Here is a 16,381-nt window from a genome sequence, read left to right on the forward strand (position 1 = left end):
GGACCGACCGGCCCTGTGCTTCGCGTGAAGGCCCGGACCGACCCGGCCCTGCGCGCCGGCCCCGCGTTCCGCCATGATGGTCGCGGGGAGGGAAAACCGTGCGACTGTCGATCCTTGGGCGGCTGGAGGTGTACCGCGCCGACGGCACCGCCGTACCCGTCAACGGCCAGCGGGTGCGCGCGCTGCTCGTCGCGCTCGCCGGCGAGCCCGGCCGGGTGATCGGCACCGAGCGGCTGATCGACACGCTGTGGGGCTCGGCGGCCCCGGCGAACGCGACCAATGCCCTGCAGGCCCTGGTGTACCGGCTGCGCGGCGCGCTCGGACGCGACGCGATCGGGGCCGATCCCACCGGGTACCGGCTGGTGGTCGAGCCCGACGCGGTCGACGCCGCGCGCTTCACCCGGCTGGTCGACGAGGCCCGGACGGCCGCACCGCCGGTGGCCCGGGTGCTGCTCAAGGACGCGCTGGCGCTGTGGCGCGGACCGGCCCTGGCCGACCTGGATGATCCGGCCGGGGTGGCCCGGCTCGAGGAGTCCCGGCTCGCGGCCGTCGAGGACTACGCGGCGGCGTGCCTGACCGACTGGGACCCGGCCGAGGCCCTGGCGCTGACCGCCCGCGAGATCGACACCAACCCGACGCGGGAGCGGTTGCAGGCCCTCCACATCGGGGCGCTGCACGCGCTGGGCCGGCCGGCCGACGCGCTGCGCCACTTCGACCGGGTCCGTCGCACGCTCGCCGACGAACTCGGCGTGGACCCGTCCGCCGAACTGGCCGCGCTGCATCTGGAACTGCTGCGTGGTGGGCCGGAGCGGCGCAGCAACCTGCCGGCCCAGCTGACCAGCTTCGTCGGCCGGGACGCGGACGTGTCGGCGGTGACCGGGCTGCTGGCCGCGCACCGACTGGTCACGCTGACCGGTCCCGGTGGCGCGGGTAAGACCCGGTTGGCCATCGAGACCGCGGCCCGCGGCGCCCAGCCGGACGTCTGGCTGGTCGAGCTGGCTCCGGTCGGGGACCCGGGGGAGATCGCGGGCGCGGTACTGGCCGTGCTCGGCGTCCGCGACCGGATGCTGACCTCCAGCCCGACGATGGAGCCGGCCGACCCGACCCAGCGGCTGGTGCGGGCGCTCGCCGACCGGCGGCTGGTGCTGGTGCTCGACAACTGCGAGCACCTGATCGCCGCCGCCGCCGGGCTCGTCGCCGCCGTCCTGGCCGGGGCGCCGGAGGTACGGGTGCTGGCCACCAGCCGCGAACCGCTCGGGGTACCGGGGGAGACGCTGTACCCGGTGCCGCCGCTGCAACTGCCGGGTCAGCGGGACGCTCCGCACGACGCCCGGCAGACCGCTGCGGTGCGGCTGTTCACCGACCGGGCCGGGGCCGTGGCACCGGGGTTCCGGCTGCCCGACGAGGACGTGCCGGTGGTGGCGCAGATCTGCCGGCGGCTGGACGGCATCCCGCTGGCCATCGAGCTGGCCGCGGCCCGGCTCCGGCTGCTCGGCCCCGGGCAGATCGCCGATCGCATCGACGACCGGTTCCGGCTGCTGACCGCCGGTCCCCGTACCGTGCTGCCCCGGCACCAGACGCTGCGCGCGGTGGTGGACTGGAGCTGGGACCTGCTCGACGAGCCCGAACGAGCGCTGGCCGCCCGGCTGTCGGTGTTCGCCGGCGGCGCCACCCTGGAGTCGATCGAGGCGGTGGGCGGGCTGGGCTCCCTCGACCCGATCGCCGCCCTGGTGGACAAGTCACTGGTCGAGGTGGCCGGCGGGCGGTACCGGATGCTGGAGACCATCCGGGCGTACGCCGCGCAGCGGCTGGCCGAGCGGGGCGAGGTCGACGCGGTGCGCCGGGTCCACGCGGCGCACTTCCTCGCGCTGGCCCGGGAGGCGGAGCCGCGGTTGCGCACGGCGGCGCAGGCGGAGTGGGCCGGGCGGCTGCGCGCGGAGCACGACAATCTGGCCGCCGCGTTGCGCTGGCTGATCGACAGCCGGGACGTGACCGGAGCGCTGCGGCTGTGTGCCGCGCTGTGCGGGTACTGGCTGCCGTTCGGGTTCCGGTCGGAGGGGATGAGCTGGGCCCGCCAGGTCGTCGCGCTGGTGCCCGACGGGCCCCCGGAAGGGCTGCGCCGGGAGTACACACTGTGCTGGTTGAACGCCCGCCTCGGCGACCTGGGCGAACCGGGGCCCGGGCCCGACACCCTGGCGTGCTTCGCGGCCGAGGCCATTCCCAGGCTCGATGAGGCCGCAGCCGAGGGGCCGCTGCACCCGCTGCTGCGCGTCGTGCGGTGCGTGGCGGCCATGATGGCCGGGCGGCCTCGCGAGGCGTTCACCCTGCTGGCCGCGTGCCTGCGCGATGAGGACCCCTGGCTGCGCTGCGCGACGACGCTGATGCGGGGGATGCTGCGCTTCGGCACCGGGCGGGCCGGGCCGGCAACGGCGGACCTGGAGCGGGCCGCCGCGGGCTTCCGGGAGCTCGGCGACCGGAGCGGCCTCGGGCAGGCGCTGCTCATGCTCGCCGAGATGGCCAACCGCTCCGGCGACTCCGCCCGCGCGCTGGCCCTCATCGAGGAGGCCAGCGCCCAGCTGAGCCCCTCGCCGAACAATGGCGGGGAGGACGTCTACCTGATGTACGCGCGGCTGGCCGGAGCCCGGGCCAACAGCGGCGACCTGGAGGGCGCCCGGTCGGAGCTGGCCCGGGCGCGCGCGGCGCTGCCGGCCGGCGCCGCCATGTCCGCCGAGTCGCACCTGCTGATGGTCGAGGCCGACCTGGCTCGCCGGTCCGGCGACCCGGCCGCCGCGATGGCGGTGTACGAGTCGCTGCGCGCCGCGCCGGCCGAGGTGGGCCGGCAGCAGCTCGCCATGGTCACCTGCCTGCAGGCCAGGCTGATAGCCGAGGGTGGCGACCGGGAACGGGCCGTCGACCTGCTGCGGGAGGCGCTCGCCACCCTGGCCGAGATCCCCGACCTGGGCATCCTGCTGCAGATCATCGGGGGCTTCGCGTCGATCGAGGAGGATCCGGAGCGGCTGGCGACGTTGGCCGGGGCGACGCGGACCCTGACCAGCTCCTGGCTGCCCGACGTGCCCTCGGCGGAGGTCGCCGCCGTCCTGGACCGGGCCCGTACCTCGCTGGGCGAGGCCCGGTACGAGGCGGCCTACGCGGCCGGCCGGGCGATGGACCGGGTGGCGTTGACGGCGTACCTCGGCTGACCGGTGCCGGCCGGCTACCCGACCGGTACCGCGACCGCCTCGCGCAGCAGCCGCCGCACCAGTACCAGCTGATCCTCGCCGTCCACGCCGGGCAGGTCACCCACCCGTACCGCGCCGGCGGCCAGCAGGGCGCGCAGGGCCGGCTCGCAGAACCCGGGGAAGCGGATGGTCCGGTCGGCCAGTTCCAGGAGTACCGCTCCCGCCTCGGTACGCAGGTGCCAGCGCAGGCCGGCCCGGGGTGCCACGACGGTCTCCCGACCGACGCCGGCGATCGCCGCGGCCTGGGCCACCGGCCGGATCGGCGCGGGCCGGGTGGCGGGGAAGCACCGGGCGCGCATCCGCCCGGCCAGCGCCGCAGCGCCCGGCCGGCCCAGCGCCTCGCGCAGGGCATCGAGCACGCCGGTCAACTGCCCGGCGAGCTGCCGCTCGTCGGCCGGATCGAAGCCGAGCGGGAAGCCGGCCCGCAGCGCCGGCTCCTCGGCCGCCAGCGCGATCAGCTCCTCGACCAGCGCGTACCGGTTCAGCGCGCGCAGCCCGAGGGTCAGGTGCAGGCTGTGCCCGTCCCGGGCGGTCGCCGAATGCACCCAGCCCCGCGGCAGGTACAGGGCGTCCCCGGCGGCCAGCTCGACGTCCAGCACCGGGGCGCCCCGCGCGGCCGCGGCGACCTCGCCGCCCCGCCCGTCCCAGCGCTGGCCCTCCAGCGGGTCGACCAGCACCGGCTCGTGGATGAGCCACCGCTTGCGCCCCTCCACCTGGAGGACGAACACGTCGTGGGTGTCGTAGTGGCTGGCGAAGCCCTGCCCGTCGGGTGGCGTGAGGTACGCGTTGACGCCCACCGGCGCGGCGAGCTCCCCGGCCAGCGCGCCGGCGAAGTCGATCAGCGGCGGCCACAGCCGGTGCAACCCCTGGAACACCAGGGTCGCGCCCCCGGCGAACAGGTCCAGGATCGCCTCGTCGCGCACCTGGTCGGGGATCTCGGCACCGGCCCCGCCGCCGCCCACGTACCGGCGCGCGGGCAGCACCTCGCCGTCCCGGGCCACCCGCAGGAACGGGGTGCGCAGGCCGCGGCGACTGAGCAGCTCGTCGGCGGCGTCGCCACCGAACAGGTCGGCGTACCCGGGCCGGGTTCCGGCCGAGGCGAAGTCGGCGGCCCGGCACAGCAGCGGAGCCCGGCCCCAGTACGCGCCGGCGAACTGCGCCGGCTCGATCGCGACGCAGCGGCGCAGCGCGACCGCACCCCGCACGGGGGAGGACCCGGCCTCCGCGTTCGGGGCACCGGCCGCACCGGCGGGCGGCCGGTGGCGCACCGCGGTCGTCCGGTCGCGGGTCACCGCTCAGGCGCCGTCGTCCGCGCCGCCGTCGTGCCTGCCGGGCAGGCCGGGCTTGCCGGCGGCGCTGTCCGCCGGGCCCTCGGCGCCGCCGTCCGCGCCGCCGTCGTGCTCGCTCGAGTTGGCGCCGCCGTCGGCCGGCCCCTCGTGTGCCGGGTCCATCGCGCCGCTGTCGGCGCCGCCGTCGTTGACTCCGGGAACGCCGAACTCGCCCGGGCCGCTGTCGGCCGGGCCCTCCAACCCGTTGCCGGCGCCCTCGGTCGTCATGTCGTCGTCGTTGAGTCGCATGCAGCTTCCCCGCCTAGATCTATCCGTCTGGATCTGTCCGGCTACGGACCGGACATTATGTGTCATAACCGAAGAAAGTTATCTTCAGGCGAGAATAGCCCTCGGAATCCTGGCGGGGAGGCGGACCGGGCGGATGTGGCCCTGACCGGGTATACCCGCCGCGCCGTACACTCGGGACGTCCCCACTCCACCGCCGGCTCCCGGAGTACATATTGACCAACGTGACGCCAGGCATCACTCGTAACACCAGGCAGCGCGGCGAGGTGCTGGCGTTGCTGGAGGGCACCGACGAGTTCCGCAGCGCCCAGCAGCTGCACGCTCAGCTGCGCGCCAAGGGCTCCGGGGTCGGGCTGACCACGGTGTACCGCACGCTGCAGCTGCTGGCCGAGGCCGGCGAGGTCGACCAGATGCGGCTCGGCGACGGCGAACAGCTGTACCGGCGGTGCAGCCGCAGCCAGCACCACCACCACCTGGTGTGCCGATCCTGCGGTCACACGGTCGAGGTGGAGGGCCCGGCGGTCGAGCGGTGGGCGCAGAAGCTGGCCTGCGAGCACGGCTTCACCGACGTCAGCCACACCCTGGAGATCTTCGGTACCTGCGCCGACTGCAGCTCCCACTGACCCCTCGGCCCGATCGCGTCGGCCCGATCAACCCGGGGTGGCCGGGCCAGGGTCGGATCACCGTTCCGCGCGTCATCGGTCCCCGGCGCGTCATTCCGGGTCGGCGCGAGGAATGGACGTCCGAACGTTGATGCTGATGCCGGGGGCGCCCGGAACCCGTTGCGCGGGCGGGGTGGTGTGGTAGTCCTCGCCAAACGATCCGCTGCTGGTCTCGCCCGTCAGGCCGAACAGTGCCAATCCGATCATGTCGATGGCGGCAACTCGTTCGGCCGGTTCTCCCCCGACGAGGAACAGCGAGAAGTCGGCGTTGACGTTCGGTAGCTCGGTCGTGTCCATCATCGCGAACCTGTCCGCGAGTACGCGCAGATCCCTCGCGATATCCGCCGGGGTCTTGAGGTAGCGCGCCATTCTTCCCCCATCACGAGGTGCACTTCGGCCCGGCGCTGCCGGCGAAGACGATCATACAACCGTGGGCCGCGGCCACCAGCCCACGCGGCGACCCGCTACGCCAGCTCGCACGGCACGGTGGTTGCGGCGCCCGGCCCGGCGCGACGCGTGACACGGCAGATCAAAGTGGGCAACTATGTCATGATTAGGGGCAATCTCAGGAGACCTTGTAGGGGGCCTGATGACGGAGCCACGGTCGGAACCCGCCGATGACCGGATGGCGGCGTGCGGGGTCGCGGAGCCGTCCGGTGCGGTCCAATCCCTCCGGCTGCCCAGGCCCGCCCCGCCCGGGCCGGGCGAGATCCTGATCGACGTCCTGGCCGCCGGCGTCGGGCCCTGGGACAGGCTGCTGTTCACGGGGGGCTGGGACGTGGGGCTCCGTTTCCCGGGCGCACTGGGGGTGGAGGGCGCGGGACGCGTCGTCGCCGTCGGGCCGGATGTCACGTACCCCGCCGTCGGCGACCCGGTGTTCGCGCACGGCGCCCCGCTGTCCGGGCACAGCGGCTTCTGGGCCGAGCAGGTGTCGCTGCTGGCCGCGCACGCGGCGGTGGTGCCCGAGGGCCTCGACCCGCGGCGCGCGGCGGCCCTGCCCGTCAACGGGCTGACCGCCAAACAGGCACTGGATGAGCTGCACCTGTCCCGCGGCGAGAGCCTGCTGGTGACCAACGGGGCCGGGGCGACCGGGGCCATCGCCGTGCAACTCGCGGTGGCCGCGGGCGTGCACGTGACGGCGACGGCGTCCCCCCGCTCCTTCGACCAGGTACGCGGGCACGGGGCCGCCGAGGTCGTCGACTACCACTCTCCCGACTGGCCCCGCCGCTTCGGCCGCACCTTCGACGCGGCGCTCACGACGGCGCCGGGCACGGCGGCCACCGCCGCGCAACTCGTCCGTCCCGGCGGTCGACTGTGCTCGATCACCTCGGACGCCCCGACCTCGACCGCCGAGCTCGCCGCGACCGATCTCTACGTCCGCCCCGACGCGCAGGCCCTGGCGCTACTCGCCGCCCGCCTCCTGGACGGCACTCTCGACCTGCTGCCCATCCAGCCGCTGTCGCTCGATGAAGGCCCCGCGGCGTTCGAGCGGGCCACGCACGGCCAGACCGGCGGATCCAAGCTGGTCCTGCTACCGACCGGCCCGACCTCCGCCTGACGTCGGTGCCGGACGCCCGTAGCCGGACGCCCGTAGCCGGACGCCCGTAGCCGGACGCCCGTAGCCGGCGCGAGGGCGGCCCGACTCGCGCGTCGGACTCGAAACGCTTCGCCTGGCGATCGGCATGCTTCGTCAGCGACGGTGGGGTGTCGGGGGAGGCGCCCCGCTGTCTCGCGCGCCCTCCGGTGCGGGCCGGCCCGTACCGCACGGCACAGGCCGCGCTGCCTGCGGTGGCGCCGCCCACCCGGCTCATTGACATCAGGGGTCCGTTGTGTGAATCTCCAAGCGGAGCCGGCGTGGGAGCCCCAGGCCCGTCATCACACCTGACGCCCACGCGCGCGGTCACGGCGGTCGAGAAGTCCGGATCCCGCCCCCTTTTTCCCAAGTGTGCCGCCGTCAGGGTTCGCCCAGAGGTTAAGCGCTTCGACGGAGGGGAAACCCGCATGCACGCCCTCACCCACATCCGTACCCACGTGCCGAACCTGCGCAGGCTCGCCGACCGTCACCGCCCGCCGGGGCCGGTCCGTTCCCGGTCACGCCGCAGAGGCATGGTCAGCCTGCTCGTCGCGGTCACCGTCGCCGCCACCGCGGTGCTCACCGGCCAGGTGCTCGTCGGGCCGGCGCCGGCCGGTGCCGCCGCGGCCGCCCCGTACAACTGGAAGAACGTCGCGATCGGCGGCGGCGGCTTCGTACCCGGAATCATCTTCAACCAGTCCCAGCGCAACCTGGTCTACGCCCGCACCGACATCGGCGGCGCGTACCGGTGGAACCAGACCACCGGCCGCTGGGTACCGCTGCTGGACTGGGTCGGCTCCACGAACTGGGGGTACAACGGGGTGGTCAGCCTGGCCACCGACGCGGTCGACCCGAACCGGGTGTACGTCGCGGCCGGCATGTACACCAACAGCTGGGACCCGAACAACGGTGCCATCCTGCGCTCCACCGACCAGGGCAACACCTGGCAGGCCACACCGCTGCCGTTCAAGCTCGGCGGCAACATGCCCGGCCGGGGCATGGGGGAGCGACTGGCCATCGACCCGCACAGGAACAGCGTGCTGTACTTCGGCGCGCCCAGCGGCAACGGCCTGTGGAAGAGCACCGACTCCGGGGTGACCTGGTCCAAGGTGGCCAACTTCCCCAACCCCGGCAACTACGTCGCCGACCCGAGCGACACCTCCGGATACCAGAGTGACAACCAGGGCATCGTCTGGGTCACCTTCGACCCGTCGACGGCCACCGGCAGCAACCTCACCCAGGGCATCTACGTCGGCGTGGCGGACAAGGACCACACCGTGTACCGCAGCACCGACGGCGGGACGACCTGGTCGGCGGTGGCCGGTACCCCGACCGGGTACATCGCGCACAAGGGCGTGCTGGACTCCGTCAACCACTACCTGTACATCGCGACCAGCGACACGGGCGGCCCGTACGACGGCGCCAAGGGCGACGTCTGGCGCTACAGCACGACCACCGGCACCTGGACGCAGATCAGCCCCATCCCGTCCAGCAGCGCCGACGACTACTTCGGCTACAGCGGCCTGACCATCGACCGGCAGCACCCGGGCACCATCATGGTGGCCACCCAGGTCTCCTGGTGGCCGGACGCCATCTTCTTCCGCAGCACCGACTCCGGCGCCACCTGGACCCGGATCTGGGACTTCACCAGCTACCCCGACCGCAGCCTGCGCTACACGATGGACGTCACGTCCGAACCCTGGCTGACCTTCGGCGCCCAGCCGGCACCTCCCGTACCGAGCCCGAAGCTGGGCTGGATGAACGAGTCGGTGGAGATCGACCCGTTCGACTCCAACCACCTGATGTACGGCACCGGTGCGACCATCTACGGCACCAACAACCTCACCAACTGGGATACCGGTGGCCAGATCACCCTCAAGCCGGTGGTGGCCGGGCTGGAGGAGACCTCGGTGCTCGACCTGATCAGCCCGCCGACCGGGGCACCGCTGGTCAGCGCCCTGGGTGACATCGGCGGCTTCCGGCACACCAACCTCGACGCCGTACCGTCGATGATGTTCACCGCGCCGGTGTTCGACTCGACGACCAGCCTGGACTACGCGGAGACCAACCCGAGCGTCATGGTCAGGGCCGGCAACTTCACCGACTCCGACCGGCCCAACGACTCGCACGCCGCGTTCTCCACCGACGGCGGGGCGAACTGGTTCCAGGGCACCGAGCCGGGCGGCGTGAACAGCGGCGGCACCATCGCGGCGGCGGCCGACGGCAGCCGGTTCGTCTGGGCACCCGGCGACCCGGGCATCCAGGTGGTCTACTCGGTCGGGTTCGGCAACTCGTGGAGCGCGTCCACCGGCATCCCGGCCAACGCCACGGTGGAGTCCGACCGGGTCAACCCGATGAAGTTCTACGGGTTCTCCGGCGGCAGGTTCTACGTGAGCACCAACGGCGGGGCGAGCTTCACCGCGTCCGCGGCCACCGGGCTGCCGTCCACGGGCAGCGTCTACTTCAAGGCGGTGGCCGGGCACGAGGGCGACGTCTGGCTGGCCGGTACGGGCGGCCTGTGGCACTCGACCAACTCCGGCACCTCGTTCAGCAAGGTCACCACCGTGGACAGCGCGGACAACATCGGCTTCGGCAGGGCGGCCCCCGGCCAGACCTACCCGGCGCTGTACGCGATCGCGTCGGTCGGCGGGGTCCACGGGGTGTACCGGTCCGACGACGCCGGGGCCAGCTGGCTCCGGATCAACGACGACCAGCACCAGTACGGCAACATCGGCGCGACGATCACCGGCGACCCGAGGATCTACGGACGGGTGTACCTCGGCACCAACGGCAGGGGCATCCTGTACGCCGACCCGATCGGCGGCCCGACCACCGGCCCGTCGACCAGCCCGAGCGCCAGCCGCCCGGCGAGCCCGTCGCCGAGCCCGAGCCGCACCTCGCCGAGCCCGAGCCGGAGCCCCAGTCCGAGTCCGAGCCCGTCGCGGACCCCGACCCCGCCGCCGACCTCGCCGCCGCCGGCGGGTGGGTGTGCGGTGGCGTACTCGGTGACCGGCCAGTGGGGCGGCGGCTTCCAGGGCGACGTCCAGGTGACCAACAACGGCAGCGCCGCGATCAACGGTTGGACGCTGCGCTGGACGTTCGCCAACGGCCAGGTGATCAGCCAGCTGTGGAACGGCATCGTCTCGCAGAGCGGCGCGGCGGTCACCGTCACCAACGTCAGCTACAACCCGACGATCGGTCCGCACGCGACGGTCGACCTCGGGTTCCTGGCCAGCTGGAACAACTCCACGAACGCGAAGCCGACCAGCTTCACACTCAACGGCACCACCTGCGCCTCGAGCTGAGCGCGCCCCCAGTTGAGCCGCGTCTCCAATCTGAGTCGCGGCTCCAGTTGAGCCGTGGCGGGGCGGCCGATCGGCCGCCCCGCCACGCTCCACCCGCCGGTCAAGACTTCAGGAAGTCCAGCAGTTCGGTGTTGACGATGTCGGCGTGGGTCCAGATCATGCCGTGCGGGCCGTCCTCCACGGTCACCATCCGGCTGCCCTGCAGCATCTCGTGCAGCGCCGCCCCGGTCGCGCCGATCGGCATGATCCGGTCCGCGTCGCCGTGGATGATCAGCGCCGGCACGTCGATGTTCGGGATGTCCGCGCGGAAGTCGGTCAGCCACGCCGGTACGCAGTCGAGGGTCGCCTTGGGCGAGGCCTCGGCCGCGACGTTCCAGGCGTACCGCACGACCTCGTCGCTGACCCGGGACCCGCCCAGCGCGTCGGCGTTGTAGAAGTCGTTCATGAACATCGTCAGGTACGCCAGCCGGTCCCGGACGACGCTCATCATGATCTGATCGATCACCCCGTGGTCGATCCCGTTGGGGTTGTCGTCGGTCTTGAGTAGGAACGGCGTCACCGAGGACAGGAACACCGCCTTGCGGACCCGGGCCGACCCGTACCGGCCGAGGTAGCGGGCCACCTCGCCGGTGCCCATGGAGAAGCCGACCAGGGTCGCGTCGCGCAGGTCGAGCGCCGACATCATCATGTCGAGGTCCCGGGCCAGGGTGTCGTACTCGTAGCCCCACATGGGTCGGCTGGAGCGGCCGAACCCGCGCCGGTCGTAGCTGATGACCCGGTAGCCGGCGTCCATCAGCGCCTGCGACTGCTTCTCCCAGGAGGCCCCGCTCAGCGGCCAGCCGTGAATCAGCACGACGGGGGCGCCGGAGCCGTGGTCCTCGTAGTAGAGGTCGATGGGCGCAGAGTTCTCCTCACCGACGGTGATGTACGGCACGGGCCGTCTCCTCTCCTCATGCTGCTGCCTCAACGGCCAGCCTGCGGCGCGACGGGGCGAGTTCGGCTCACCCCGGCCGGGTGAGTCCACACCGCACCGGTTCGCGCGACGTGCGACGACGACAGTGCCGGATCGGGGGTTGCCCGCGCGGGCGGTTGACAGGGGGAGTAGAACTGGGTATGAAAACGATTTGCATGTGGATTGCAGGAACGGCGGTTCGGTGGGACAGTGCCGGGCCAGTGCCGGCCCGGCCGGCGGATAGCAGAAAGTAACTGGAATGTCCCTGGTGAATCTCCGGTCGCCCGTCCGGCCCGCTCCGTCCAAACCCTCACTGGCCGGCGCCGCGCGCCCCGCGTCCGCCCCCCGCCGCGCGAAAGACCCCCATGCCGCCGACGGCCCCCTGGTCGAGGTGGCCGACGCGTCGGTCGTGATGGGCGGCCGCACCGTGTGGTCCACGGTCAGCGCGTCGGTGGCCCCGGGGGAGTTCGTGGCCATCCTCGGCCCGAACGGCGTCGGGAAGTCCACCCTGCTCAAGGCGTGTCTGGGCCTGATCCCGCTGGCCAGCGGCCGGGTGCGGCTGCTGGGCCGGGCGCCGGGCGGGGCGAACGCCGAGGTGGGCTACCTGCCACAGCGGCGCAGCTTCGACGCGTCCCTGCGGGTACGCGGCCTCGACGTGGTGCGGCTAGGGCTCGACGGCGACCGGTGGGGACTCCCGCTGCCGGGCCGGCGCTCCCGGGAGGCCGCCGCGACCGTGGCCCGCCTGGTGGAGCTGGTGGGCGCCGGGGCGTACGCGCACCGCCCGGTCGGGCAGCTCTCCGGCGGCGAGCAGCAGCGACTGCTGATCGCCCAGGCGCTGGCCCGGGGCCCCCGCCTGCTGATGCTGGACGAGCCGCTGGACAGCCTCGACCTGCCCAACCAGGCGGCGGTGGCCGGGCTGATCAGCCGGATCTGCCGCGACGAGGGCGTGGCGGTGATGATGGTGGCGCACGACGTGAACCCGATCCTCGGGTACCTCGACCGGGTGATCTACCTGGGCCAGGGCGGCGCGGTCAGCGGTACGCCCGACGAGGTGATCACCTCGGACACGCTGAGCCGGCTGTACGGCACGCCGATCGAGGTACTGACCGCCTCGGACGGGCGCCTCGTGGTGGTCGGGCAGCCGGAGGCGCCGGCCCAGCACACCGACCGCCACGGCGACCGGTGATGGACGTCAGCTTTTCCTGGAATCTGATCGACGACATCCGGGAGATGTGGTCGCTGCCGTCCATGGTCAGCGCGTTCCGGGCCGGCACCATCGTCGCCGTGCTGGCCGGCCTGGTCGGCTGGTTCATGGTGCTGCGCAAGCAGAGCTTCGCCGGGCACACCCTCGCGGTGGTCGGTTTCCCGGGCGCGGCCGCGGCCGTCTGGCTGGGCCTTTCCGCGGGCTCCGGGTACCTGGCGTTCTGCCTGCTCGCCGCGCTGGTGATCGCCGCGCTGCCGACCCAGGGCCAGGCGGGCTACAGCGAGGAGTCGGCAGTGGTGGGCACCACCCAGGCGTTCGCGCTCGGCGCCGGGTCGCTGTTCATCGCGCTCTACAAGGGCTTCCTCAACGGCACCAACGCGCTGCTGTTCGGCACGTTCCTGGGCATCACCTCGGACCAGGTGCTGCTGCTGGCGATCATCGCGGCGGTGGTGCTGATCGTGCTCGCGGTGGCCGGGCGGCCCCTGCTCTTCGCGTCGATCGACCGCGACGTGGCGCGCGCCAACGGCGTACCGACCCGGCTGCTGGGCGTGGTGTTCCTCCTGCTGCTCGGTGCCACCGCCGCCGCGGTCAGCCAGATCACCGGCTCCCTGCTGGTCTTCGCGCTGCTGGTGCTGCCGCCCGCGACCGCGCAGCTGATCACCGCGCGACCGGCCCGGGGGCTGGTGCTGTCCGTGGTGCTGGCGCTGGTCAGCGTCTGGGTCGCGTTGTTCGTGTCGTACTACTCGCCGTACCCGGTCGGGTTCTGGCTCACCACCGTCGCGTTCGGCCTGTACCTGGTCACCGCGGCGGTGTCCGTGGCGCTGCGGCGGCTGGGGCGCCGGGCGGTACCGGCGGCCGTCGCCGTGAGTGAGGCGGCGGCGTGAGCGGCATGTTCGCGCAACCGTTCATCCAGCACGCCTACCTGGCCGGTACCGGCATCGGGCTGGCCGCCGGGCTGGTGGGGTACTTCCTGGTGCTGCGCGCCCAGGTGTTCACCGCGGACGCCCTGTCGCACGTGGCGTTCACGGGTGCCCTGGCCGCCCTCGCGGCCGGCCTGGACGCGCGGCTCGGGCTGTTCGTGGTGACCATAGCGGTGGCCGTCGGCATGGGTGCGCTGGGCCGGCGGGGGCGCCCGGACGACGTGGTCATCGGCGGCGTCTTCGCCTGGCTGCTCGGCCTGGGAGTGTTCTTCCTGACCCTGTACACCAGCACGCGTAGCGGCGGCGACGGGTCGGCGAGCGCCAGCGTCCTGTTCGGCTCGGTCTTCGGGCTCTCCGCCGGCCGCGCGCTGGTGACGGCGCTGATCGCCGTCGCGGTCAGCCTGATCGTGCTGGCGATCGCCCGGCCGCTGCTGTTCGCCAGCCTGGACGAGACGGTGGCGGCGGCCCGGGGAGTGCCGGTGCGGCTGCTCGGCCTGGGCTTCCTGGTGCTGGTCGGCGTGACGGCGGCGGAGGCCACCCAGGTGGTCGGCGCGCTGCTGATCCTGGGCCTGCTGGCCGCCCCGGCCGGGGCGGCGGCCCGGCTGACCACCCGGCCGCTGTGGGCGATGGGGCTGTCCGCCGGGATCGCGCTGGCGAGCGTCTGGCTGGGCCTGTGGGCCAGCTACGCGCTGTCGCCGGCGCCGCCCAGCTTCACCATCCTGGCGGTGGCGACGCTGGCCTACGCGGGCGCCGCGGCCTACGACCGGCTGCGCCGACGGCGCGGGCTGCCGGCGGTCGCCGAACCCGCGAGCTAGTCGCCGCCGAGCCCGCGAGCTAGTCGACCGGTCCGGCCCCGCCCCGCTCGGGACCACCCTGGCCGGGCCTGCCCTGCTCGGGACCGCGCTGCTCGGGACCGCTCGGTTCGGGGCCGCCCTGGCCGGGCTCGACCGGTCCGGGGCCGCTCGGGCCGGGACCGCTCAGCTCGGGGCCGCGCTGCTCAGGACCATCCTGCTCGGGCCCGCCCTGCTCCGAGCCGGGCTGGCCGGGGCCGCCCTGCTCGGCCAGGAACCGCTCCAGCTCGGCGCCCAGCTCCTCCGCGGTGGGCAGCGGGCCGACCGAGGCCAGCAGGTTGCTGCTCTCCCGGCCGCGCACGAACGCGTCGTACTGCTGCTCCAGCGCGCGGACCAGGGCGCCGGCCTCCTCCGACTGGGCGATCTGCTCATCGACGGCGGTGCGCACCCGGACCGCCTCCGCGCGCAGGTCGTCCGTGGGCAGCAGCAGGCCGGTCGACTTGGAGAGCGAGGTCAGCAGCAGTTCGGCGGCGGTGGGGTAGTCGGTCTGGGCGAGGTAGTGCGGCACGTGCACCGCGAAGCCGATCGCGTCCAAGCCGCGCTCACCCAGCCGGTACTCCAGCAGGTGGCCGGCGCTCGCGGGCACCTGTACCCGCTGTAGCCAGGGCTCATGCCCGGAGATCAGGTCCTTGCGGGTGGCGTGCGCGGTCAGGCTCGCCGGCCGGGTGTGCGGCACCGCCATCGGGATCGCGTTGAGCCCCGCGGTGAGTCGCACCCCGAGCCGCGCCACGAGCGTGGTCAGCGCCGCGACGAACCGCTCCCACTGCAGGTCCGGCTCGGGCCCCTCGAGCAGGAGGAACGGGGTGCCCTGGCCGTCGCGCAGGAGGTGCAGCTCCAGGCGGGGCTGCTCGTAGTGCTCCCAGTGGTCCTCGACGAACTGCATCAGCGGCCGGCGGGAACGGTAGTCCAGCAGCTGGTCGACGTCGAACGTGGCCAGCGTGCTGGACTCGAGCGTGGTGAGCAGGTGCTCTCGGGCGAGCCGGACCGCCGATCCGGCGTCGACGAACCCGGTCAGCGCCTGGATCAGGACCGGGCGTCCCAGATCGGGAACGTCGGTCAGCTGGTACAGCTGGTCCGGGTCGAGCACGATGCGTCCCTCCGTCGTTCGTTGACGGCCGCAACGATACGCGACGTGCCGGGCCGGCTGCCGCTACGCCGCCTCGCCCATCGCCGACTCCACCCGCGCGCGCAGCCCGTCCACGGTCACCCCGGCCTCGGTCAGGACCCGCACGGCCAGGCCTTCGCCCCCGCGCAGCAGGCCCAGGAGCAGGTGCTCGGTGCCAATGTGCCGATCGCGCAGTCGCAGCGCCTCGCGCAGGGAAAGCTCGAGGGCCTTCTTCGCGTGGGGCGTCAGCGGGATGTGACGTGAATCGCTGGGGGCCGGGGCGACCGCCGCGTTCCCGCCGCGGCGCGGCCAGCGCCGCGGGCGGACCGGCGCGGGCTCCTCCAGCGCACCCGGCCCGAAGGTCTCTTCGATCTTCATGCGTACCGCGTCCAGATCGATCCCGATGGACTGCAGGGCGGCGGCGTCGCCCGCGCCGAGCGGGTCGAGCTCGCTGCCGGCCAGCCGGTCGATCTCGGCACGTACCCGGTCCGGCCCGATGCCGGCCTCCCGCAGCACCCGCACCGCGAGGTCGTCGTCCGGCCCCCGCAGCACGCCGAGCAGGAGGTGCTCGGTGCCGAGGTGCCGGTGCCCGAGCGCGCGGGCCTCCCGTTGCGCCCCGGTGACCACGTCGCGCGCAGACTCAGTGAACCGCTCGAACATCACGCATCCTCCCCGCTGGGCACCGCCGGTCGGCCGGCGTGCTTCTTGTGTACGGCCTGCCTGCTCACCCCGAGAGCGTCGGCGATCTCCTGCCACGACCAGCCCTGGCGCCGGGCGTTGTCGACCTGGACGATCTCCAGGCGCTCCAGTAGCCGCCGCAGGGCGAGCACGGCTCGCAGTCCGATCCGGGGGTCGGTGCTGCCGGCCGCCGCGGCGAGTTCGGTCGCTTTGGTCATGGTGTCAATCTAGGTTGACGAACGGCGCACTGTCAACCAGGGTTGACGGATGCCGGGAAATGGCGCCGGGGAAATGCCGCCGAAGAAGGGTCAGTGTCGG

The 16,381-nt window shown here is 73.5% G+C and carries 12 protein-coding genes and 2 pseudogenes; 7 read left to right on the top strand and 7 right to left on the bottom strand.

Features of this window, described 5'->3' with window-relative positions; genetic code table 11:
* The first annotated feature begins 98 nt into the window (after positions 1–98).
* Positions 99–3,200: a BTAD domain-containing putative transcriptional regulator gene (locus ABEA87_RS29945; RefSeq protein WP_345635280.1), complete on the top strand. Its 3,102-nt coding sequence runs from the start codon at positions 99–101 to the stop codon at positions 3,198–3,200.
* 14 nt (positions 3,201–3,214) lie between these two features.
* Here the strand turns inward: ABEA87_RS29945 and ABEA87_RS29950 are convergent, their stop codons facing one another.
* Positions 3,215–4,507, bottom strand: a complete 1,293-nt coding sequence (locus tag ABEA87_RS29950; protein ID WP_425570978.1) for a cupin domain-containing protein — start codon at positions 4,505–4,507, stop codon at positions 3,215–3,217.
* 30 nt (positions 4,508–4,537) lie between these two features.
* Positions 4,538–4,816 (bottom strand): annotated as a pseudogene (locus tag ABEA87_RS29955) (hypothetical protein); the annotation flags it as partial.
* Between the two features lie 212 nt (positions 4,817–5,028).
* Here ABEA87_RS29955 and ABEA87_RS29960 point away from each other — a divergent pair.
* The gene (locus ABEA87_RS29960; protein WP_345635282.1) at positions 5,029–5,436 is read left to right on the top strand and encodes a Fur family transcriptional regulator; all 408 of its coding nucleotides are present in this window, start codon (positions 5,029–5,031) and stop codon (positions 5,434–5,436) included.
* A 90-nt stretch (positions 5,437–5,526) separates the two neighbouring features.
* Here ABEA87_RS29960 and ABEA87_RS29965 read toward each other — a convergent pair whose 3' ends face one another.
* Complete coding sequence (locus ABEA87_RS29965; RefSeq protein WP_345635283.1) at positions 5,527–5,844, bottom strand: hypothetical protein; 318 nt, start codon at positions 5,842–5,844, stop codon at positions 5,527–5,529.
* A 220-nt stretch (positions 5,845–6,064) separates the two neighbouring features.
* Here ABEA87_RS29965 and ABEA87_RS29970 point away from each other — a divergent pair, with 220 nt between their 5' ends.
* Together ABEA87_RS29970 and ABEA87_RS29975 are read left to right on the top strand one after the other, a co-directional pair.
* Entirely contained in the window at positions 6,065–7,033 is a 969-nt protein-coding gene (locus ABEA87_RS29970; RefSeq protein ID WP_345635284.1) for an NADP-dependent oxidoreductase, read from the top strand.
* A gap of 443 nt (positions 7,034–7,476) precedes the next feature.
* Positions 7,477–10,353 carry a cellulose binding domain-containing protein gene (locus ABEA87_RS29975; RefSeq protein WP_345635286.1) on the top strand — a complete coding sequence of 959 codons (2,877 nt, stop codon included), beginning with the start codon at positions 7,477–7,479 and terminating at the stop codon, positions 10,351–10,353.
* Positions 10,354–10,453: 100 nt separating this feature from the next.
* Here ABEA87_RS29975 and ABEA87_RS29980 read toward each other — a convergent pair whose 3' ends face one another.
* Complete coding sequence (locus ABEA87_RS29980) at positions 10,454–11,287, bottom strand: alpha/beta fold hydrolase (RefSeq protein ID WP_345635287.1); 834 nt, start codon at positions 11,285–11,287, stop codon at positions 10,454–10,456.
* A gap of 277 nt (positions 11,288–11,564) precedes the next feature.
* Between ABEA87_RS29980 and ABEA87_RS29985 the strand changes: the two genes are divergently transcribed.
* From ABEA87_RS29985 to ABEA87_RS29995, 3 genes are read left to right on the top strand one after another with little or no spacing between them, the layout of a single operon-like run.
* A complete protein-coding gene (locus tag ABEA87_RS29985; RefSeq protein WP_345635288.1) occupies positions 11,565–12,491 on the top strand; it encodes a metal ABC transporter ATP-binding protein in 927 nt (308 codons plus the stop codon).
* On the top strand, positions 12,491–13,393 hold the full coding sequence (locus ABEA87_RS29990) for a metal ABC transporter permease (protein ID WP_345635289.1): 903 nt from the start codon (positions 12,491–12,493) through the stop codon (positions 13,391–13,393). The genes ABEA87_RS29985 and ABEA87_RS29990 overlap by 1 nt, the downstream gene beginning before the upstream one ends.
* Positions 13,394–13,398: 5 nt before the next feature.
* Positions 13,399–14,244, top strand: coding sequence for a metal ABC transporter permease (locus ABEA87_RS29995; protein ID WP_345635364.1), 846 nt, complete (start codon positions 13,399–13,401; stop codon positions 14,242–14,244).
* A 214-nt stretch (positions 14,245–14,458) separates the two neighbouring features.
* Here the strand turns inward: ABEA87_RS29995 and ABEA87_RS30000 are convergent.
* The 3 genes and pseudogenes from ABEA87_RS30000 to ABEA87_RS30010 form a co-directional block, all read right to left on the bottom strand.
* Positions 14,459–15,367 (bottom strand): annotated as a pseudogene (locus ABEA87_RS30000) (proteasome assembly chaperone family protein); the annotation flags it as partial.
* A 63-nt stretch (positions 15,368–15,430) separates the two neighbouring features.
* Entirely contained in the window at positions 15,431–16,045 is a 615-nt protein-coding gene (locus ABEA87_RS30005; RefSeq protein WP_345635291.1) for a Clp protease N-terminal domain-containing protein, read from the bottom strand.
* Entirely contained in the window at positions 16,045–16,281 is a 237-nt protein-coding gene (locus ABEA87_RS30010) for a helix-turn-helix domain-containing protein (protein WP_345635293.1), read from the bottom strand. The genes ABEA87_RS30005 and ABEA87_RS30010 overlap by 1 nt, the downstream gene beginning before the upstream one ends.
* Positions 16,282–16,381 lie beyond the last annotated feature (100 nt).

This window comes from Rugosimonospora acidiphila, assembly GCF_039543385.1.
Lineage (GTDB): Bacteria > Actinomycetota > Actinomycetes > Mycobacteriales > Micromonosporaceae > Rugosimonospora > Rugosimonospora acidiphila.